This window comes from Streptomyces paludis, assembly GCF_003344965.1.
In the GTDB taxonomy this organism is placed as follows: Bacteria; Actinomycetota; Actinomycetes; order Streptomycetales; family Streptomycetaceae; genus Streptomyces; species Streptomyces paludis.
The window spans coordinates 7,858,852-7,878,916 of record NZ_CP031194.1 but is presented as its reverse complement, the minus strand read 5'-3'; the positions used below and the strand labels follow the sequence as shown (position 1 = coordinate 7,878,916).

15 protein-coding genes and 1 pseudogene are annotated in these 20,065 nt (G+C 69.8%); 9 read left to right on the top strand and 7 right to left on the bottom strand.

The window, feature by feature from the left end; translation table 11 throughout:
- Positions 1-212: 212 nt before the first annotated feature.
- From car to DVK44_RS34105, 3 genes are all read right to left on the bottom strand, one after another.
- Positions 213-3,719, bottom strand: a complete 3,507-nt coding sequence (gene car / locus DVK44_RS34115; RefSeq protein WP_114665618.1) for a carboxylic acid reductase — start codon at positions 3,717-3,719, stop codon at positions 213-215.
- A gap of 59 nt (positions 3,720-3,778) precedes the next feature.
- Entirely contained in the window at positions 3,779-4,972 is a 1,194-nt protein-coding gene (locus DVK44_RS34110) for a cytochrome P450 (RefSeq protein ID WP_114664474.1), read from the bottom strand.
- A gap of 88 nt (positions 4,973-5,060) precedes the next feature.
- Entirely contained in the window at positions 5,061-5,867 is an 807-nt protein-coding gene (locus DVK44_RS34105; protein WP_114664473.1) for an oxidoreductase, read from the bottom strand.
- A gap of 253 nt (positions 5,868-6,120) precedes the next feature.
- On the opposite strand from DVK44_RS34105, the gene DVK44_RS34100 reads away from it, so the two are divergent.
- The gene (locus DVK44_RS34100; protein WP_114664472.1) at positions 6,121-7,209 is read left to right on the top strand and encodes an NADH:flavin oxidoreductase; all 1,089 of its coding nucleotides are present in this window, start codon (positions 6,121-6,123) and stop codon (positions 7,207-7,209) included.
- Between the two features lie 82 nt (positions 7,210-7,291).
- Here DVK44_RS34100 and DVK44_RS34095 read toward each other — a convergent pair whose 3' ends face one another.
- Positions 7,292-8,101 (bottom strand): GntR family transcriptional regulator, encoded by an 810-nt coding sequence (locus DVK44_RS34095; protein WP_114664471.1) that lies wholly within the window; start codon positions 8,099-8,101, stop codon positions 7,292-7,294.
- Between the two features lie 177 nt (positions 8,102-8,278).
- Here DVK44_RS34095 and DVK44_RS34090 point away from each other — a divergent pair, with 177 nt between their 5' ends.
- Genes DVK44_RS34090 through DVK44_RS34065 form a run of 6 tightly spaced genes read left to right on the top strand, consistent with a single transcriptional unit; the run spans position 8,279 to position 14,420 of the window.
- Entirely contained in the window at positions 8,279-9,505 is a 1,227-nt protein-coding gene (locus DVK44_RS34090; RefSeq protein WP_114664470.1) for an ABC transporter substrate-binding protein, read from the top strand.
- Positions 9,502-10,374: a carbohydrate ABC transporter permease gene (locus tag DVK44_RS34085; protein ID WP_114664469.1), complete on the top strand. Its 873-nt coding sequence runs from the start codon at positions 9,502-9,504 to the stop codon at positions 10,372-10,374. The genes DVK44_RS34090 and DVK44_RS34085 overlap by 4 nt, the downstream gene beginning before the upstream one ends.
- On the top strand, positions 10,371-11,210 hold the full coding sequence (locus DVK44_RS34080) for a carbohydrate ABC transporter permease (protein ID WP_114664468.1): 840 nt from the start codon (positions 10,371-10,373) through the stop codon (positions 11,208-11,210). Before DVK44_RS34085 ends, DVK44_RS34080 begins: the two co-directional genes overlap by 4 nt.
- Complete coding sequence (locus tag DVK44_RS34075; protein WP_114664467.1) at positions 11,207-12,415, top strand: mandelate racemase/muconate lactonizing enzyme family protein; 1,209 nt, start codon at positions 11,207-11,209, stop codon at positions 12,413-12,415. Before DVK44_RS34080 ends, DVK44_RS34075 begins: the two co-directional genes overlap by 4 nt.
- Before the next feature lie 2 nt (positions 12,416-12,417).
- A complete protein-coding gene (locus DVK44_RS34070) occupies positions 12,418-13,368 on the top strand; it encodes an aldo/keto reductase (RefSeq protein WP_114664466.1) in 951 nt (316 codons plus the stop codon).
- Between the two features lie 29 nt (positions 13,369-13,397).
- Positions 13,398-14,420 (top strand): Gfo/Idh/MocA family protein, encoded by a 1,023-nt coding sequence (locus DVK44_RS34065; RefSeq protein WP_114664465.1) that lies wholly within the window; start codon positions 13,398-13,400, stop codon positions 14,418-14,420.
- Positions 14,421-14,540: 120 nt separating this feature from the next.
- Here the strand turns inward: DVK44_RS34065 and DVK44_RS34060 are convergent, their stop codons facing one another.
- From DVK44_RS34060 to DVK44_RS34050, 3 genes and pseudogenes are all read right to left on the bottom strand, one after another.
- Positions 14,541-16,151, bottom strand: a complete 1,611-nt coding sequence (locus DVK44_RS34060) for a GMC oxidoreductase (protein WP_114664464.1) — start codon at positions 16,149-16,151, stop codon at positions 14,541-14,543.
- An 89-nt stretch (positions 16,152-16,240) separates the two neighbouring features.
- A pseudogene (locus tag DVK44_RS34055) lies at positions 16,241-16,519 on the bottom strand (carboxyl transferase domain-containing protein); the annotation flags it as partial.
- A 33-nt stretch (positions 16,520-16,552) separates the two neighbouring features.
- Positions 16,553-17,584, bottom strand: a complete 1,032-nt coding sequence (locus DVK44_RS34050; protein WP_114664462.1) for a GDP-mannose 4,6-dehydratase — start codon at positions 17,582-17,584, stop codon at positions 16,553-16,555.
- Positions 17,585-17,800: 216 nt separating this feature from the next.
- Here DVK44_RS34050 and DVK44_RS34045 point away from each other — a divergent pair, with 216 nt between their 5' ends.
- The gene (locus DVK44_RS34045; RefSeq protein ID WP_114664461.1) at positions 17,801-18,574 is read left to right on the top strand and encodes a thioesterase II family protein; all 774 of its coding nucleotides are present in this window, start codon (positions 17,801-17,803) and stop codon (positions 18,572-18,574) included.
- Positions 18,575-19,047: 473 nt separating this feature from the next.
- Positions 19,048-19,868 (top strand): IS5 family transposase gene (locus tag DVK44_RS34040; protein ID WP_408055377.1). Its coding sequence is split into 2 segments (ribosomal slippage): positions 19,048-19,408 and positions 19,408-19,868, totalling 822 coding nucleotides; the frame shifts between segments, so codons are not numbered across the junction.
- Positions 19,869-20,065 lie beyond the last annotated feature (197 nt).

Genomic DNA, 20,065 nt, shown 5'->3' with positions numbered 1-20,065 from the left:
TCCTGTGCTCCGTGAGGGAGCGGACCGGGCGGAGGCCGCCGGCATGAGCGGGGCGGTACGGGCGCCGGGCGCGCAGCCCGAGCCGGGCGACCGCCCACGACCCCACGGACACACGGACCCACGACCGCACGGACACACAACCGCCCGGACGCGCGGAAGCCGTGTGCGGGAGAACCGCACACGGCTTCGGGGCGGGCCGCCGCTCACCTCTCTCAGAGCAGCAGGCCCAGTTGGCGCAGGTCGGTGACGTACTTCCGGATGAGGGCGGCCGACAGGCGGGGGATGTCCTCGCCGGACCCGGTCTCGCGGGCCCGCACGGCGGCCCGGAACCGCTCGGCGGGCAGCGCCGAACCGCTGACCTCCTCCTCGGGCCGGGCGAAGGCGTGCAGCAGGGGAAGCAGCGAGAGGCGGCGCTGACGCTCCGGCAGGGCGCGCAGGGCGACCGTGAACCGGGTGAGCCACGCGTCGTAGCCGTCGATCCGCCGGACGGGGTGTCCGGCCTCGATGAGCCAGTCGACGAACGTGTCCAGCGAGATGCCGTCGTCGTGGGGGTTCACCACGTTGAAGGTCCGGTGGCCGGTGGTGGCCCGCGCGCCCAGTGAGGTGATCGCCTCGGCCGTGAAGTCGGCCGGCAGGCCGTCGTAATGGGCGCGTGCGCCCTTGCCCCGGTAGAACGAACCCGGCGCGAGGCCGGTGGCGAGCACACTGAGCAGCAGCCGGGTGAACACGTCGGGCACATTGAGCTGTCCGTGCCAGCCGCTGTGCGCGAGGACGTTGTTGGACCGGAAGACGGCGACCGGCAGACCGCACCGCTCGTGTGCCTCCCGGAGCAGGACCTCGCCGGCCCACTTGCTGGTCGCGTAACCGCTCGCGTATCCCTGGTCGACGGTCCGTACGGGGCTGATGCCGCGGATGTCGGCGTCCTCGTCCGGGGCCGCCGCCCCGGTCCCGAGGTGGACAGCGACGGTGGACACGTAGGTGACGGGTTTGAGCCGGGCGGTGAGGGCCAGCCGGATCACCTCGGCGGTGCCGGCGACGTTGGGGCCGAACAACTGGCTGTAGGGCAGTACGTGGTTCACGAGGGCGGCCGGATGGACGATCATGTCCACCGTGCGCGCCAGCTCGTCCCAGGCGGCCTCCGTCAGGCCCAGCCGCGGCTCGCCGAGGTCCCCGGCGCGCACGTCGAGGGTTCCCTCGGCCAACTCCCGGTACCGCCGGAGCAGTTCGTCGTCCCCCTTGCCGAAGGACTCCTCCAGTCTTGCCGTCGCGGCATCGGTGTCGCCGCCGCGGACGAGGCAGATGAGCCTGCCGCCGGTGGCCGCCAGCCGGCCGAGCCATTCCAGGCACAGGAAGCGGCCGAGGTAGCCGTTGGCGCCGGTCAGCAGGACGGTTCGCGGGGGCCCGTCGGGACGGGGCAGGGCAGGGGCGCCGACGAGTGTGGCCGTGTCGAGGAACTTGTCCAGGGTGAGATCGGCGGCGCGGACCTCGGTGCTGTGCGCGCCGTGCACCGTGGCGAACGTGGCGCGTTCCGTAGCGGTGTGACGTTGTGTCTCGATGTGCTCCGCCACCCGCGCCAGGTCGTTGGCCGGGCTGATGATCACCGCGACCGGAACGTCCGTGTGGAAGATCTCCTGGAGCAGCCGGGAGAAGGCGAGCGCGGACAGGGAGTCCCCGCCGAGGTCGGTGAAGTGCGCGTCGGTGCTCAGGTCGGCCGCCGGCAGTCCCAGGAGCGCCTGGGCGGCCCGGCCGACGGTCTCCGCCACCGGGCGGCCCGGCCCCGTCCGCCGCAGTGCGTGCAGCTGCCGGTCCTGTCTTCCGGCCAGCTCGTCGTACCGCCGTTCGAGGGCGTCGCCGTACCGCTCCTTGAGCCGGACGCGCGGGAGTTTGTGGCTCTCGGTGTACAGCCCGTTGCCGGTGCTGAAGGGTTCGGTCTCGATCAGGAAGTCGCGCGGGATCTCGTACGGGCTGAGGCCGGCCTCCTTGGCGAGGTGCCGGAGCGAGGCGGCGATCAGCGGCTTGAGCCGGGCGGGGTCGTCGCCGCAGGCGGCCGTCGCGTCCGGCGTGGGCACGACCACCGCGAGCAGGTACGCGCGCTCGCTGTTGCCGTACACGTAGATCTGCCGGACGAGCGGGCTGCCGAGGAAGACGGTCTCCAGCCGGGAGACGGCCACGAACTCGCCCTGGGACAGCTTCAGGGTGTCCTTGGTTCGGTCGACGTAGACCAGCCGGTCGGGCCCCAGCTCGGCGAAGACGTCGCCGGTCCGGTAGTAGCCGTCCTCGTCGAAGAGCGCGGCCGTCAGCTCGGGGCGCTTGTAGTACCCGGGGACGAGCGTCTCCGACTTGAGCAGCAACTCGCCCCGGGGATACGGCACATCGGTGCCGTAATAGCCGAGCTGGGGAACGTCCACGAGCTTGTAGTCGGTCACGGGCGGACGCTGCACGACCGTGTCCAGGAGCACTCCGCCCGCTTCCGTGGAGCCGTACCCGGTGTACAGATGGCAGCCGAGGCAGGACTCGACGAAGGACGCGGTCTCGGCGGAGAGCGGGGCTGTCCCGACGAACGCCTTGGCGACACGGCCGCCGAGGACGTTCTCCCGGAGGTCCTCGCGGACCGCCGCGCCGATGTCGCCCGGTTCCCCGGCGCGCCGGTCCACTTCGCCGCGGTACCGCTCGAACAGCATGTCGCAGATGCGCGGAACCATGGTCAGCTCCGTCGGGCGCACCAGCGCGATGTCCTCGAACAGTGTCGACAGGTCGCTCCGGGCGGTGAAGTGGCCGACCCCGCCCTTGACGAGGGAGCCCATCAGCGCATAGCGGCCGGCGAGATGGCTGTGCGGCATGTAGAGCACACTGACCGGGGGTGTGTCCGCCGGTCCGTAGCTGAACCCGTACCACGCGGTGCCGACGAGCCGCTGTGTGTACATGGCGCCCTTGGGGGCGCCGGTGCTGCCGGAGGTGTAGATGAGCAGGGACAGCGGGTCCTCGCCGGGGCCGGCGGTGAACAGCGGCGCGGGCGGCAGCCGGCCGCCGCGCTCGATCATGTCGCTCAGTGTGTCGAGGACCACCGGGCTGCCGGCCTCGTCCAGCCGCCGGCGGGCGGCGGCCAGGGCGTCGTGCCGACCGGTGGTGCCGGGGCGGTGGTCTGTGGTGCCGGGGCGGTGGTCGAACACGATCAGGCGCTGGATGGAGGGTGTTTCGAGCGCCAGGTCGACCGCGGTGGCCAGATACTCGGAACTCGCCGCGAGGACACGCGGCTCGGTCTCCGCGACGACCGGTCTCAGCCGCGACAGCGGCGCGCTGGACTGGAGGGGTACGGGCACGACGCCGGCGTGGATGCACGCCAGGTCGAGCGTCGCGTAGTCGATGCCGGTGAAACCCAGGGTGCCGAGGCGGTCGCCCGGGCTCAGGGCGTACTCCGGGGCGTGGTGCCAGAGGCTCGCGACGGCGCGGACGCGTGCCCACAGTTCGCGGTAGGTGACGGTGTCGAAGCGCGGGAGCAGACGGCCGGTCGTGGGGCACACCGCGCGCTCCCCGAGCGCCGGCCGGTCCCCGTGGTTCTCGAAGATGGCCGCCATGACCTCGGCGAGCGCCTCGCCCGGGTCGACGGACGCCAGTACGTCGGCCAGTCCCCGGCCGGGAGCGGGCCCGGTCGGCTCGTGTTTCCCGTCGTGTGTCCCGTTGTGATTCTCGTTGTGTGTACCGTTGTGTTTCCCGGCCATGAACATCTCTCCCTTGGTGTGTTCGAGGATGTCGCCGGGCCGGGGTGGCGGCGGTCGCCTCACCAGCGGACCGGCAGTGCGGCCACTCCCCGGACGAGGCGCTCGGTCCGCCAGGCCAACTGGTCCTCGTCGACGGCGAGCCGGAGGGCGGGCAGCCGGCCGGTCAGGATCTCCAGTACGACGCTCAGCTCCATCCTGGCCAGCTGCGCGCCGAGGCAGTGGTGGACGCCGTGTCCGAAGGTGAGGTGCGGGACGCGTTCCCGGTGGAAGTCGATCTCCCCGGGGCGGTCGAACACCTCGGGGTCACGGTTGGCCATGCCCAGTTCGGCCACCACCGCGTCGCCGGCCCGGATGGTCTGCCCGCCCAGTTCCACGTCCTCGGTGGCGATACGGGTGAAACCGGCGGTGGCGCTGATCGGAATGAACCGGGAGAGTTCCTCGACCGCGTGGGGAATGAGCGCGGGGTCGGCGGCGAGCTGCCGCCAGAGGCCCGGCCGGGTCAGCAGGGTGTAGACGAAGTTGCCGATCTGGTTGGCGGTGGCCTCCTGGCCGGCGGAGAGCAGACTGACTCCGAGGCCGACGAGTGCCTCTTCCCCGAGCGGGTCCTCCCGCTCCCCCGCGACCAGTTCGCCGAGCAGATCGCCGGTGGGGGCGGTGCGGCGCAGGTCGATCAGACCGGCGAGATACCGGTCGAGCCGCTCGCGGGCCCGCGCGGACTCCGCCGGGTCGGAGAGGGTCAGCAGACCGTCCACCCACTCGGTGAATCCGTCGCGGTCGGCGATCGGCACACCGAGCATTTCGCAGATCACCGTGATCGGCAGCGGCCAGGTCAGGGCCTCGGTCAGATCGGCGGGCGCGCCTGTGGCCACCATGGTGTCCAGCAGGCCGTGCACGATCTCCTCGACGCGCGGGCGCAGTTCCCTGATCCGGCGGGTGGTGAACGCGTTGGCCACCCTGCGCCGCAGCCGGGTGTGGTCCGGTGGGTCCATGCTGAGCATCGAGGTGGCGGGCAGCCCGGCGGCGACCGTGCGGGGCACATGGTCACCGACCGCGGCGGCGCGGCTGAACCGGGGGTCGGCCAGGACGGTCCTGACGTCCGCGTACCGGGTGACCAGCCAGCCGTCGCCGCCGAAGGGCAGGCGTACGCGCAGCACCGGCTGTTCGCCGCAGATCGCGGCCAGCGCCGGATCGAGGTCGAGCCGGTGGACCGGTCCGAACGGGTACGCCCGGGCATCCGCCCCTGTCGCGGTCATCGTGTCCGTCCTTCCATGCTGGGGCGATGGCCCGCGGTGTGGTGGCATCGCGTCTGCCGGCAGCCGCGCGGGTGCCGGATCCGTGCGCTCAGGACAGGCCGGCGGTCTTGCCGCCGTCGATGACGATGTTGCTGCCGGTGATCCACGATGCGCGGGGGGAGACCAGAAAGCCCACCGCGTCGGCGATGTCCTGGGACTCGCCCATACGTCCGAGGGGAATTTCGGCGGCCCATTTCCCCGCGAGTTCCTCCAGTGCGGCGGCGTCGGGCTCACCGCCGAAATACTCGACCACCTGGCGGCGCGCGATCTCGGAGGCGGGTGTCGCCACATTTCCCAGACAGACGGAGAGAACGCGGATACCGTCCGGTGCCAGCTCGGCGGCGAGTCCTTTGCTGTATGTCTCCAGCGCGGACTTCGCGGCGGCGTAGTGATAGAGAATCGGATATGCCGCGACCGTGGCAATGGACGATACGTGGACAATCGAACCGCCGCCGTTCTCGCGGAGCGAAGGCACCAGCGCCGCATTGAGCCGGACGGCTGCCAGGAAATTGATATCCATCGTGTACTGCCAGTCCGCCTCCAGATCCAGCACCCGGTGGAACGAGCGGCAGCCGCCCGCGTTGTTGACGATGATGTCCACCTCGCCCAGCGTCTCCAGCGCGGCGTCCGCGAACTGGCGTACCCCGTCGGACGTGCTGAGATCGGCCTTGACGAAGGTGGCGCCGGCGGGCTCACCGGCGTCGGCGGAACGGGCGCCGGCGACCACGGTGGCACCGGCGGCGAGGAGATTCCGTACGATCGCGGCGCCGATACCGCGGCTGCCGCCGGTGACCACCGCCTTCTTTCCCGCCAGTTCCCTGACGGCCGTTTCGGCGGGACGGTTCTGGCTCGTCATCGACGATTCCACCCTTTCCATCCGGGGCATCTGCGTAGCCACTGGACCGAGTGTCGTGGCCGTCATCCGCACGGTCAACCAAACAATTTCGTTGCAGTGGATCGCATCGCGCAATGCAGCGCCCCGGCTTCTCCGCCCGATGTCATTCAGCGCCGGGAAGGTATAGCCAAAAGCGCCGGCGATCGTGCACTATCCCCTCGCGACCTTCGAACGCGAACTCCCCGCACCGCCCGCTTCCGACTCGGGAGGAACGATGGCCAGTCTCGACCAACCGTTCACCGTAGGCGGTCTCACCGTCCCCAACCGGATCGTGATGGCCCCCATGACCAGGACCGCGTCCCCCGGCGGTGTGCCGGGCCCGGACGTGGCCGAGTACTACGCCCGCCGGGCGGCCCACCAGGCCGGGCTGATCATCACGGAGGGCACCTACATCAACCGCGCCGCCGCCGGGGCGTACGACAACGTGCCGCACTTCCACGGCGAGCGGGCGCTCGACGGCTGGGCGCGTGTGGTGCGCCGGGTCCACGAGTCGGGCGGCAGGATCATTCCGCAGCTGTGGCACACCGGCGTCACCCGTACCGCGACGGAGCCCCCCGCAGAGGGGCCGTCCGGGCTCGGACTGGCGGGCGAACCGGCCGGAAGGGCCATGACCCTGCGGGACATCGACGACACCGTGGCCGCCTACGCGGAGGCCGCCGGCGCCGCCGAGCGGCTGGGCTTCGACGGCGTCGAGGTGCACGGCGCGCACGGCTATCTGATCGACAGCTTCCTGTGGGGCGCGACCAACCGGCGCGGTGACCGCTACGGCGGCGGCCCCGCCTCCCGCGCCCGCTTCGGCGCCGAGGTCGTACGGGCCGTCCGCGCGGCCGTCAGCCCGGAGTTCCCGGTCTTCTTCCGGATATCGCAGTGGAAGCTGGGCCGTTACGAGGCCCGGATCGCGGAAACCCCCGACGAGCTGGCCCAGTTGCTGACGCCGCTGGCCGATGCCGGAGTGGACGTGTTCCACGGCTCCAGCCGCCGCTACTGGCTGCCCGAGTTCGACGGCAGCCCCCTCAACCTCGCAGGCTGGGCGCGCAAGCTCACCGGCAGACCCACCGTGACGGTCGGTTCCGTCGGGATGGACCGGCAGTACGGCGAGGGGGACTTCACCTCGGGCTTCACCGCGCCGTCCGGTGCGACCGGCATCGGTGAGCTGGTGGCCCGTCTGGAGCGCGACGAGTTCGATCTCGTCGCGGTGGGCAGGGCGCTGCTGGCCAACCCCGACTGGGCGGCGCTGGCGCTCCGCGGCGAGCTGGACCGGGCCGCCGCCTACAGCCCCTCCGTGCTGGCGACCCTGCACTGAGCGGAGCGGAACCGCCGCCCGGCCCGGCCCCGCGCGAGCGGGTCCGGGCCGGGCGCGTGCACCCGCCGCGCCCCGCGCCGGGTCAGCCGTCCGCCGAGTGGACCACCTCGACGTTCAGACGGCTGCGGTCACCGCGGTGGAATCCGGTGAACCGCTCGATCGGCCGGCCGGCCCGGTCGAAGGAGACGCTCCGCATCACCAGGACCGCCGCGCCCTGAGCGCAGTCCAGGGCCGTGGCCACCGTCTCGTTCGCCACGTCCGCCTCCACCGACCGCCGGGCGCGCTCGAACCTGATGCCGAACCGCCGTTCCAGGACGCCGAAGAGGGAGACATCCTCCAACTCGATGTCGAGGAGCGGCTGTCCGACATCCAGCGGGAGGAAGGTACGGGTGAACGCCCAGGGCACCCCGTCCACCTCGCGGACCCGCCGGATCTCCACGACGTCCGCGCCCTCGGGCACGGCGAGATCGCGGGCGACCTGGGCGGTGGCGGCGACGACACCGCGGAACAGGGTGCGCGAGCGCTGCTCGCCCGCGTTGCCCTGGATGTCCTCGAACGTGCCGACCAGCGCGCCGCCGAAGCCGTGCGAGGTCCGGGGGTCGCCGACGAACGTACCGCGGCCCTTCTCCCGGCGGACCGCGCCCTCGTGTTCGAGCTCCAGGAGCGCCTGTCGCACCACGGTGCGCGAGACCTGGTACGTGTCGCAGAGTTCGTGGTCCCCGGGCAGCCGGTCACCGGGCTCCAGACCGCGGGCCGCGATGTCCTCCCGGAGCAGCCGCTTGAGCTGCGCGTAGAACGGTATGTCCGAGCGACGGTCGATCGCGGACACACCTCCGGACGCTCCGCCCGTACCGGCGGCGACCGGCCGGGCACTCCCCGTCTTCCCCCTCATGTCACCCAAACCCCTTGCCTGTTGAGAGCGTCCGCGTCCACTGGATCCTAGGGCCTTTCGTTCTCCCTCCCACCGCCGGTCCGCGTCCCACAAACCTCGGCGAGAGTCCTTGACATCCTGTAATGACAGGATACACGATGAGCCGCGAACAGGGAGTATTCGACCAACGGAGCGAAGATGGCAATGATGCCTCGGACCCGGCTCTTCTTGGGTGTGGTCATCGCGGCGGTGCTCACCGTCGCGGGCACGACCGCTTACAACATCGTGGAAGGCGGAACGCGCGACAACACCGTCGCCTGGTGGGTGCCCGACTGGGACTACGAGAAGGCGACCGGGCTCGTCAAGGAGTTCGAACAGCAGCATCCCGGCATCACCGTCGAGCTGGTGCAGACCACCGGCGACACCGTGGCGAACCGTACCGCCGTGGCACTCGACTCGGGCAATGTGCCCGATGTGATCACCGAGTCACTGGCCCGGGTACGCGGCTACGCCGACAAGGGACAGCTCGCCGACGTCCATGAGCTGTACGGCCCGGACATGCCGGTCAAGGACTTCGCGCCGGGACTCGTCGAGTCGCTCACCTTCGACGGCGGCACCTACGCCGTGCCCTACCGGTGGGCGACCAACGCCCTGATCTACAACCCCCGTCTCCTCGCCGCGGCCGGCATCGACGCGCCACCGCGCACCTGGGCCGACTTCGAGCAGGACGCGAAGCGGCTCACCCGGGGCAAGGTGGTGGGAACCGCCTGGCCGATGCAGGGCGAACCGAACGACCTGACCCTGCGCTTCCTCGACTTCGCGATCTCCGACGGTACGAAGATCGTCGACGGCGCGCCGCGCTTCACCGAAGAGTCCGCCGAGGCGGCGCTCCGGCTCATCGGCGGTTCGGTGGACGAGGGGTGGGCCAGCAAGAGTTCGTTCGAGCTGGACAACACGGGCATCCGCGAGCTGTTCCTCCAGGGCCGGATCGCGATGTATCCGGCCGGTGTGTTCGATGTGGACGCCGCGATCGAGCAGGGCGCGGATGTCGCGACGGCGCTGCTGCCCGGCCCGGACGGGCCCGGCACCGCGCAGGGTGTCGGCTGGGGCTATCTCATTCCCAGGGCCGCACCGCACCAGGAGTCCGCGCGGCAGCTCGTACGCTTCCTCGCGCGGCCGGAGAACATGGCGGAGCTGACCGTGACCTTCCCCGCGCGGACCAGCGCGTCCGCGGCCGCGAGGTTCAGCACCCCGGAGCGGCGGCCGTACGCCGAGCAGCTCGCCCAGCACTCCGTTCCGGCGGCCAACGCCCCCCGCTGGACCGCGACCGTCCAGGCGGTGCACGACAAGATCCAAGAAGTCGCGCTGGGGCGCGTCACACCGGCCGCCGGCGCGGCCCAGATCCTGGACCTGGTGACACGATGACGCACACCACAGCGGTGCGGACCCTCCGGCGCCGGCGCAGCCGCCCGGTCCTGCTGGTCCTGCCGGCCGCGATCCTCACGGCCGTCCTGATGGTGATACCCATCGTCACGACGATCGTGCGGGTCGTCTCCGACGGCGGCACCGGTCTCTCGCGCCTCTTCGACCTCCCCAACGTCGGACAGGTCTTCCTCAACACGCTGTACTGGACCGTCGGTTCGGTGGCCGGAGGGATTCTCCTCGGCTACGCGGGGGCCCTGGTGCTCCAGTCGAGACATCTGCGGCTCGTCGGAGTGTGGCGCTCGCTGCTGATGATCCCCTGGATCATCCCCGGTGTGGTCGGCGCGACCGTATGGCGGTGGACGCTCTCCACGGACTACGGAATCCTCAATCAGACACTGCTGGATCTCGGACTCGTCGCGGAGCCCGTCCGCTGGCTCTCCGACCCCGGCATCGTGCTGTGGGCGGTCGCGCTGATCCAGATCTGGGTCACCGCGCCGTTCGTGATGCTCATGGTCTCGGCGGCACTGGCCACCATTCCCGCCGAACGGTACGAGGCCGCCCGTCTCGACGGGGCCGGGTCCCTCGCGATCCTGCGCCACATCATCCTGCCCGCCATCCGCCCCACCACCGGCATCTGTGTGCTGACCCTCGCGGTCTGGGCGCTCAACTCCTTCACGATCATCTGGGTCGCCACCAGCGGCGGGCCCGCCGGTGCGTCGACGATCCTGCCCATCCTTCTTTACCAGGCGTTCCAGAACGGGGATCAGACGCTCGTCTCGGCGGTCGCGCTCGTGCAGGTGTTCATCGGCGCCGTCTTCGCCGTCTTCTTCGCCCGGACCACCCGCACCGACCTGGAGGATCAGCGATGAGACAGCTCGCCGGCCGCGTGTCCGCACGCGCCGCCGTCTGGGGAACCCTGGCCGTTCTGCTGACATGGAGCCTGGCCCCGATCGCCGTCATGGTGCTGACGTCGTTCAAGAAGCGCGGCGACATCTTCGCCGTACCGGCCCGGCTGTTCCCCTCCTCCTGGACGTTCGACAACTACCAGACCGTCCTGACCTCGTCGTCGATGCCCCAGGCGCTGCTGAACTCCGTGATCATCGGGGGTCTGGTGGCCATCGCGACGCTGCTGTTCTGCTTCAGCGCCGGATACGCCCTGGCGCGCTTCCGGTTCCGCTCGGCCCGGCCGCTGGCCCTGTTCATCCTGCTGGGGCAGATGGTGCCGCTCACGGTGGTGCTGCTGCCCGTCTACCAGATCGTCTCGTCGCTCAAACTGCTCGACACGGCGAGCGGGGTGGCGTTCGCGCATCTCGCGATCACCGTGCCGCTGGTCACCTGGATGGTGCGCAACCAGATTGCCGCGATCCCCTACGAGCTGGAGGAAGCCGTTCAGATCGACGGTGGTTCACGCTTCGACGCGGTCAGCTATGTCACCCTTCCGGTGTGCGCGCCCGGTCTGGCCGCGGCGGGAATGTTCGCCTTCCTCCAGTCGTGGCACGAATTCCTGTTCGCCTCGGTGATGGCCACGTCCACCGCGTCGCGTACGGCCCCGGTGGCGCTGACGCAGTTCGCCGGTGAGTTCGATGTGGACTGGGGAGCGACGATGGCCGCGTCCGTCGTCCTGACCGTACCCATCGTCATCCTGTTCATGGTCATGCAGCGGTACTTCACCGCGGGGCTCACCGGCGGTGCGGTCAAGGGATGAGAATCACCGACATCCGCTGCGCCCGTATCGGCCGGTCCCCCGTGCTCCGGATCCTGACGGACGAGGGCATCGACGGTTTCGCCGAGATCGAGCACTCCAAGCCCTATGTGGCGGGGACACTCGGTGTCTTCTCGCCCCTGCTGATCGGGGCCGATCCGACCGAGGTCGAGCGCTGCATGCTGCGTATCCGGAGGATGGGCGCGTCCAAGCCGTGGGGCGCCATCGCCTCGGCGATCGAGATCGCGCTGTGGGACGTGGCGGGGAAGGCGCTCGGCGTCCCCGTCCACCGGCTGCTGGGCGGCAAGGTGCGCGACCGGGTCCGCGTCTACAACGGAGGGGTGCGCACCACGCTCGGCTCCCACACACCGGAGGACTACGCCGCGTCCATGGCGTACATGGCGGCGGCGCCGGAGAACTTCTCCATCATCAAGGAAGGCGTCGGCCTGCACGGGTTCATGGCGCCCCACACTCCCGGCTTTCTCTACAACGACCTCCGCGAGGGCCCCCTTCACCCCAACCGCGGATTTCTGACCCCGAGCGGGATCAGCCGGGTGGTCGACGCGGTCGCCGCCATGAAGGACGTCCTGGGCCCCGACCGGCGCCTCGCCCTCGACATGGGGCCCGGATGGGCGGTGCCCGACGCGATCCGGGTACTGCGTGAGCTGGAGCGGTTCGACATCGCGTGGGCCGAGGACATCCTGACGGGCGACTTCGTGCCCTGGAACGATGTCGCCGGCTACCGCGAGATCACCACGGCGACAACGGTCCCCACCCACACCGGTGAGCAGCTCTATCTGCGGCAGAACTTCCGTGAGCTGATCGAGACCCGCGCCGTCCGGGTCATCGGTCCCGACCCCGGTGATGTCGGGGGCCTCGCCGAACTGAAGTGGATCGCCGAGTTCGCGGATCTGTACGGGATCGGGATCGCGCCGCACGGGGTCAGCAGCGGTCTGCTCGGGCTGGCCGCCCTGATCCAGGTGTCGGCCACCCTGCCCGACAATCTGATCGCCTTCGAGTATCCCGTGGCGATGGACCCCTGGTGGTACGACATCGTCGACGGATTCACCGATCCGATCGTGAAGGACGGCTATGTCACCGTCGGCGACCGCCCGGGCCTGGGCGTCGAGTTCGACCGTACGGCGGCGCGTGCCCACCTGGATCCGGCGGACGCCGGATTCTTCGACTGGACGAGTGCGGAGGACTGATCATGCGGTGGACAGTACGGCCCCTGGGGGCCACCGGGCTCCCCGTCACCCCTCTCATGGTCGGTGGCGCGCCACTGGGTTCGATGCCCTCGAACTTCGGCTACGACGTGAGCGCCGAGGACGGCGTGGCGACCGCCGTCGCGGCGCTCACCGGACCGATCCGCGGGATCGACACCTCCTGCGCCTACGGCCGGGGGGAGTCGGAACGCCGGATCGGAGCGGCGATCGCCGAGGTCGGCGGGCTGCCGGACGGCTATCTGCTCGCCACGAAGGTCACCCGTGATCTGGACACCGGGGATTTCTCCGGCGCGGAGATGCGCCGGGCCATCGCGGGCAGTCTGCGGCGGCTGGGCGTCGACAGCGTGCCGCTGCTGTATCTGCACGACCCGGAGAACACGACGTTCGCCGCCGCGACCGCGCCGGGCGGGCCGGTCGAGGTGCTGCGGGAGCTGAAGGAGACCGGGGTGGCGCGGGCGATCGGTGTGGCCGGCGGTGACACGGAGACGATCCGGGAGTACGTGGAGACCGGCCACTTCGACGTCCTGCTGACGCACAACCGGTGGACGCTCGTGAACCGTACGGCCGACCGGCTCATCGACGCCGCCGCCGGGCGCGGTATGGGCGTGGTCAACGCGGCGGTGTTCGGCGGCGGAATCCTGGCGTCCGGCACCGGCGCGTCGCGTCGGTACGGCTACCGCGACGCGCCCGAGGAGTTGCTCGCGGCCATCCGCCGGATCGAGGCGCTCTGCCAGGAGGCCGGAGTGCCGATCGCCGCCGCCGCCGTCCAGTTCTCGGTCCGTGACCCGCGGATCTCCTCGACCGTCGTCGGGGTGTCGCGCCCCTCGCGGATCGCGCAGAGCGTGGCGGCGGTCGAGCGCGACATCCCCGCCGCGCTCTTCGACGCGGTGGACGAGATCGTGGCCGGGCTGCCGGCCGACGTCGGCCCCCGATGACTGCACACGACAAGAAGAGGGACAGTTCCATGAGTGTCATCCGTACCGCCGTCATCGGCTTCGGCACGGCCGGGCGGGTCTTCCACGCACCGCTCATCGCCGCCGATCCGCGCTACTCCCTGGACGCGATCGTCACCGGATCGCCCGAGCGGGCGCGTCTGGCCCGTCAGGAGTATCCGGGGACCGGGATACTCGCCGGCACCGACGCGCTGTTCGCCGGTTCCCGGCCGTACGACCTGGTGGTCATCGGCAGCCCGAACGCCAGCCACGCGCCGCTCGCCCACGCCGCGATCGAGGCCGGTTCGCATGTGGTGATCGACAAACCGATCGCCGTGACCGCGGCCGGGGCCCGCGAGGTCGTGGCGGCGGCGAAGGCGGCGGGGCGGGTGCTGACCGTCTTCCAGAACCGGCGCTGGGACGGGGACTTCCTCACCCTCCGCGATGTCGTGGAACGGGGCGAACTCGGTGAGGTCCGTCAGTTCGACTCGGCCTTCGAGTGGTGGAGCCCCCGGGTCGGCGACGGGTGGAAGGACGTCACGGGCCCCTCGGCGGGCGGCGGCATCCTGTACGACCTCGGCCCCCATCTGATCGACCAGGCGCTCCAGTTGTTCGGCGAGGTCAGCGAGGTGCACGCCGAACTGGACCGCCGGCGGCCCGGCGCGGTGAGCGACGACGAGTCCTTCCTCACGCTGCGGCATGTCTCCGGCGTACGGACCCGGCTGTGGATGAGCGCGGTGGCCCCGGCGCCGCGCCCCCGCTTCCGGGTCACCGGCTCCCGTGCCGTCTTCCGCTCCGACGGGCTCGACCCGCAGGAGGCGCAGTCCCTCGCCGGACTGCGGCCCGGCGACACCGGATTCGGGCTGCACGCGGACGGCCGGGACGCCGTCGTGGCGGGCCCCGACGGCACGGACACCGTCCCCCTGCGGGCCGGCGACTACCGCGAGTTCTACCGCCGGCTCGCGACGGCCCTGCACGACGGCGGTCCACCGCCCGTCGATCCGGCGGACAGTATCCGCGCGCTCGACCTCATCGAACAGGCGGTACGGGGATAGCCCGCCCAAGCGGAGTCGCTCCACAGTGTTCCTCGTTCCGCAGCAGACCTTGTGGACTGTCTGCCGTGAAGAGGACACGGGTGGGGTGGGGCGTACGTCTGGCCCCACCCCACCCGCCCGTCAGGACGCCTTGACATCCTCCTTGATGATGCGCTCGACGTTGCGCTCCGCCATCGCTGTGATGGTCACGAAGGGGTTGACTCCGATGCTGCCGGGAATGAGCGAGCCGTCGGTCACGTAGAGGTTCTTGTATCCGGAGACGCGGCCGAAGTTGTCGGTGGCCTTGCCGAGGACACAGCCGCCGAGGGGGTGGTAGCAGAAGTCGTCGGCGAATGCCTTGATCTGCTTACCGAAGAGGTCGTACCGGTAGATGGTGGTGTTGGCGGAGTTGACACGGTCGAACAGCGACTTCGCGGCTTCGACCGCGGGGGCGTTCTGGTCCCGGGTCCAGCGCAGGTCAGCGCGGTCCTTGGCGGCGTTGTAGACGAAGGTGCCGCGTTCCGGGTTCTTGGTGATGGCCAGGTAGAGGCTGACCCAGGTCTCGAGGCCCGCCGGCATCGGTGCGATCTCGGCGAAAACGGGGTGGGTCGGGTTGTCCCAGTCGTCGATGCCCAAGGCGGGGATGGACGACTGGTTGGTGCCCGTGGGGTTCCACAGGTGATTGGCACGGGCGGTCATGACGTTGCCGTTGGGGCCCCAGCCGCCGCCGATCTCGGAACTGAGGTTGGGCAGGGTGCCGGTCTCCCGGGCGCGCAGGAGCAGTTCGGTCGAGCCGAGGCTGCCCGCTCCGAGGAAGAGGTGGCGGCAGGAGACCTTCTTGGTCGCGAGCAGCTTGCCGTCGGTGTCCCTCTGCTCGACGGTGAGCAGGTAGGTGCCGTCGCTCTGCTGAGAGACCGTCTTGACCTGGTGCAGTGTCTGGATGGTGACCTTGCCTGTTCCCAGGGCGGCCGCCAGATAGCTCTTGTCGAGGGAGACCTTGCCGTGGTTGTTGCCGTAGATGACCTCGCCGGCCAGTCCGGATTTGGGCGCCGATCCGTCCGCCTCACGGCGCATGTAGTCCCAGTCGTAGACGTTGGGAACAAAGGTGGTGCTCAGGCCCGCGTTATCGGCCTGCTGGCGCGAGACACGCGAGTACTGGTACCACTCCGTCTGCTCGAACCAGGTCTGGTCGATGTTGCTGACGCGGAGGGTGGAATTCGCGCGCGGGAAGTACGTGCGGTACATCTCGTCGGCGTTGACCTGGGGCAGCACCTCTTCGAAGTACGAGCGCCGGGGCGTGACGGCCATGCCGCCGTTGACGAGCGAACCGCCGCCGACACCGCGTCCCACGTACACGGACATCTGGTCGAAGTTGACCCGGTCCAGTACACCCGCGTAGGGGGTGATGTCCCGATTGGCGAGGTCCAGCCAGAGGAAACTTCCGAGCGGGGCCTCGGTTCGAGACTTGAACCAGCTGGAGCGCTTGTCGGGATTGAGCATCCCGCAGAATATGTTTCCGTCCGAGCCTCGCTGGTTCCACAGCTGGCCCATCTCCAGCATCAGCGTCTGCACGCCTGCCTCGCCGAGCCGCAGCGCGGAGACAGCCGCGCCGTAACCGGTGCCGACCACGACGGCCGGGACGAACATGCTGTCGGAACCACTGCTCGCGGTGGCGGCGGCAGCCTGGGGGGCCGCGGTGATCGTGGTGTGACCCGCGATCGCAGCGGCGCCCAGGGCCGCCAGACCGAGCATGCGACGGCGCGACAGAGGCTGGTATGCGTTCACGCTGAGTTTCTCCTGAGTCGGGGATACGGAAAGGGTGAATCGGAAGGCCGGCTCCGACGGAAGTCACGTGCGCAGGCGAACATGGTCCGGCCCTCGACCAGGCCCCACCCGGCGACCGCGCCGTCGGTGTACGGACGGTGGTCCTCCCGTCCGAAGCCGGTGGCGCGGTGGCGGCGCAGCTGCTCGATCTCGTGGAACGCGCCTTTGTCGAATAGCTGGTCCAAGCGGTCGCGCACGGTCAATCTGAACTTGGCACGCTGGCTCTCGGTGGCCCGCGGACCGGTCAGGCCGCCGCCTCGTCCTTGAGCGACCGCAGTTCCTCGATCCACCTGCACAGGTCGGGGCCGGACAGCGTCTCGGTCACACTCTCACCAACGGCCGGCCAGCAGCAGGTCTCCGTACTCACGCTCGCGCGATGCCTGCTGCAGGTCCGACTCGACCATCATCTGCATCAGTTCCTCGAACTTCACCGTGGGGGACCAGTCCAGTGCGGATCGGGCCATGCTGGAATCGGCGCACAGTGTCTCGACCTCGGCCGGGCGTACCAGCTCCGGGTCGATCACGACATAGTCCTGCCAGTTGAGGCCCACGGTGTCGAAGGCGATCTGCACCGCGTCGCGGACCGAGTGCATCACGCCGGTGCCGATCACGTAGTCACCCGGCTCGTCCTGCTGCAGCATGAGGTGCATCGCCTTGACGTAGTCACCGGCGAAGCCCCAGTCACGCGTCGCGTCGAGGTTGCCCAGGGCCAGCTTGTCCTGCAGCCCAAGCTTGATCTGCGCGACGGCCAGCGAGATCTTCCTGGTCACGAACTCCGCACCGCGGCGCGGGGACTCGTGGTTGAACAGGATTCCGGAGACGCCGTACATACCGAACGATTCACGGTAGTTGCGCGTGATGAAGTGTCCGTATGCCTTGGCCACACCGTACGGACTGCGAGGGTGGAACCGGGTCGTCTCCCTCTGCGGGGTCTCCGTGACCTTGCCGAACATCTCCGACGACGACGCCTGGTAGAGCCGGATCCGATCGGACCGGGCCGAGCTGGACGCGTTCAGCCCGCTCACCATGCGAATGGCCTCCAGCATGCGCAGCACACCGACACCGTTGACCTCGCTCACCAGCTCCGCCTGCTGCCATGACATCGGCACGAACGAAATGGCTCCGAGGTTGTACACCTCATCGGGCTGGATCCGGTCCAGCGCCGAGACGAGGCTGGCCTGGTCCATCAGATCACCGTCCACAAAGGACAGCTCGGACACCAGGCGGCTGACCCGCGACTTCCTCGGGTTGGCCTGGCCCCGTATCAGGCCCCACACCTCATATCCCTGCGCCAACAGGTGTTCCGCGAGGTACGAGCCGTCCTGGCCGGTAACCCCGGTGATAAGAGCACGTTTGGACACGAAATCCCCTTCCGCTGCAACGGGAAACAGACGACCGTTACGGTCAGTTGGTCTTCACGGGATCAGCCTTCGTGCATGACATTCGCAGCGGCCGGTCCGCAGTGTCAACGAAAGCAGGAGTGTCCTAGTGCATCACCGGGAGTTGGCAGGATACTGGGGATTCTCCGGTCAGGATGGGGCCGTAATCGTCTCTGACGACTGCCCCGAGGAGACCTCATGCCCCAGCCCGACACCGACGCGGACCGCTGGCTGCGCCGCTTTCGGCCCAACGCCGGTGCCCGCGTGCGGCTCGTGTGCTTCCCACACGCGGGCGGCTCCGCGAGCTTCTATCATCCCGTCGCAATGGCCCACGCGGCCGCCGCCGACATCATCGTCCTCCAGTACCCTGGCCGCCAGGAACGCAGGCATGAGTCGCAGGTGGGCAGCGTCGCGGCGTATGTCAGCCGGATCGCGCCGATCCTCGAGCGAGAAACACTCCTGCCGACCGTCTACTTCGGACACAGCATGGGCGCGGTCCTCGCGTTCGAGACGGCCCTCGCGCTCGCGGACACGCCCGCCGCGCCTCAGGCGATCCTGGCGTCGGGCCGACGCGCGCCGGCCACTCGACGGGACGAGCGCGTGCACCTGCGCGACGACGAGGGCATGCTCGCCGAATTGCGGCAGCTCAACGGCACACAGGCGGACCTGCTCGGTGACGAGGAGATCCTCAGGATGGCCATGCCGGCCCTGCGCAACGACTACCGGGTCGTCGAGACCTACGAGGGTGTGCCGAACACTACGGTGAACTGCCCGATCACGGTGCTGGTGGGCGACGGCGACCCGAAGACAACCGTCGCAGAGGCCGATCGGTGGCGTGAGCACACCACCGGCTCCTTCCGTATCCGCGCGTTTCCCGGCGGCCACTTCTACCTGACCACACACCAGGCCCAGGTGAACGCCGAGTTGGCGTCCACTCTGGCGGCCGCGTCAAGGGGGCCCGCCATCAAGTAGTCGCTCCGCGGCCACTGCCGCCATGACGAGCGGCGGTACCGGTGTGGTGACAGTTCCCTGCCCCCGGGGCACACCTGGCCGTGGCCCCCGCGTCACGTTCACAGCCTTGCCGCGCCGCCTGCGTGGCTCGGTCCTGCCCGGTGCCCGTCCGGTTGCCGTGGTACGGCGCCGCCACAGGCAATACCGCGAACGTTCCGACGTCGGCGACGGGGAACCGCACCCTGCCCGGCTTCTGCCACCGTTTCGTTCCGGGGCGAGCCGGGCGCTGAACGTCGGCGGGCGTGGTATCAGTCATGTCGCGCGGCGTCGCGCGCTTGTCGGTCTTCCGCGCACCGGAGGGTCGCCCGCGTACTGGACGCGCTGGGGCGTCCCCCCTCCGGACACGGTCCGCACCTGGCGGCGGCGTTTAGAGGAGCTAACAGAAAGCCTCTGTTTGGGCATGTCCGTTGCTGCGGTTGGTCGTTGAATGGGTCATGGGGAAGGGGAAAGGCCCGCCGTGGCTTGTGTCGGACGACTTGTGGCTGCAGGTCGAGCCGCTGCTGCCGGTGCGGCCCCGACGAAGTCGGAATCCGGGCCGGCTGCCACTGGACGACCGCAAGTGCCTGCAGGGGATCTTGTTCGTGCTGCATACCGGCATCCAGTGGGAGTGGCTGCCGCAGGAGCTCGGCTTCGGTTCGGGGATGACATGCTGGCGCCGTCTGCGGGACTGGCACGAGGCCGGGGTGTGGGACCGGCTGCACCAGGTGCTGCTGACCGAGCTGCACCGGGGCGGAAAGCTGGACTGGTCGCGGGCGGTGATCGACGGCTCGCACCGGCAGGCACGTCGGGGCGGCCCAGAACCGGGCCGAGCCCGGTCGACCGCGCCAGACCGGGCTCGAAGCACCATGTCATCACCGACTCGCACGGCACCCCGCCGGCCATCACACTGACCGGCGGCAACCGGCACGATGTCACCCAGCTACTGCCGCTGCTCGACGCGATACCCCACATCCGGGGCCGCACCGGCAGGCCCCGTCACCGGCCGCGGCAGCTGTTCGCCGACCGCGGCTACGACTACGACAAGTACCGCCGCCTGCTGTGGAAACGCGGGATCAAGCCGGTCATCACACGACGCGGAGTACCGCACGGATCCGGGCTCGGCACGGTCCGCTGGGTGGTAGAGCGCACGAACGCCTGGATCCACGGCTTCCGCCGCCTGCGGATCCGCTGGGACATCCGCGACGACATCCACGAAGCATTCCTCAAACTGGCCTGCTGCGTGATCACCTACCGACGCGTCCGAGCATTGTGTTAGCTCCTCTTACTCAAGCACGGCCTGGACGGGCTGGGCGACGAGCCGGAGCGGAGTGTGCCAAGGAAGATCATCGACGCCGATGTCGAGCGGGTGAGCGTCAAAACACTGTGAGGAGAGGCCGAAGAACGCCAGCCACTGGTCCACCCGGTCGATGACGCAGGTCCGCCGGGATCGCCTCCCTTCTTGTGGTGGAGCCG

Bases quoted from the DNA above. Each gene is read 5' to 3' on its own strand.
- car (WP_114665618.1), bottom strand. From the start codon at position 3,719: ATGGCCGGGAAACACAACGGTACACACAACGAGAATCACAACGGGACA.
- DVK44_RS34110 (WP_114664474.1), bottom strand. From the start codon at position 4,972: ATGACCGCGACAGGGGCGGATGCCCGGGCGTACCCGTTCGGACCGGTC.
- DVK44_RS34105 (WP_114664473.1), bottom strand. From the start codon at position 5,867: ATGACGAGCCAGAACCGTCCCGCCGAAACGGCCGTCAGGGAACTGGCG.
- DVK44_RS34100 (WP_114664472.1), top strand. From the start codon at position 6,121: ATGGCCAGTCTCGACCAACCGTTCACCGTAGGCGGTCTCACCGTCCCC.
- DVK44_RS34095 (WP_114664471.1), bottom strand. From the start codon at position 8,101: ATGAGGGGGAAGACGGGGAGTGCCCGGCCGGTCGCCGCCGGTACGGGC.
- DVK44_RS34090 (WP_114664470.1), top strand. From the start codon at position 8,279: ATGGCAATGATGCCTCGGACCCGGCTCTTCTTGGGTGTGGTCATCGCG.
- DVK44_RS34085 (WP_114664469.1), top strand. From the start codon at position 9,502: ATGACGCACACCACAGCGGTGCGGACCCTCCGGCGCCGGCGCAGCCGC.
- DVK44_RS34080 (WP_114664468.1), top strand. From the start codon at position 10,371: ATGAGACAGCTCGCCGGCCGCGTGTCCGCACGCGCCGCCGTCTGGGGA.
- DVK44_RS34075 (WP_114664467.1), top strand. From the start codon at position 11,207: ATGAGAATCACCGACATCCGCTGCGCCCGTATCGGCCGGTCCCCCGTG.
- DVK44_RS34070 (WP_114664466.1), top strand. From the start codon at position 12,418: ATGCGGTGGACAGTACGGCCCCTGGGGGCCACCGGGCTCCCCGTCACC.
- DVK44_RS34065 (WP_114664465.1), top strand. From the start codon at position 13,398: ATGAGTGTCATCCGTACCGCCGTCATCGGCTTCGGCACGGCCGGGCGG.
- DVK44_RS34060 (WP_114664464.1), bottom strand. From the start codon at position 16,151: ATGCTCGGTCTGGCGGCCCTGGGCGCCGCTGCGATCGCGGGTCACACC.
- DVK44_RS34045 (WP_114664461.1), top strand. From the start codon at position 17,801: ATGCCCCAGCCCGACACCGACGCGGACCGCTGGCTGCGCCGCTTTCGG.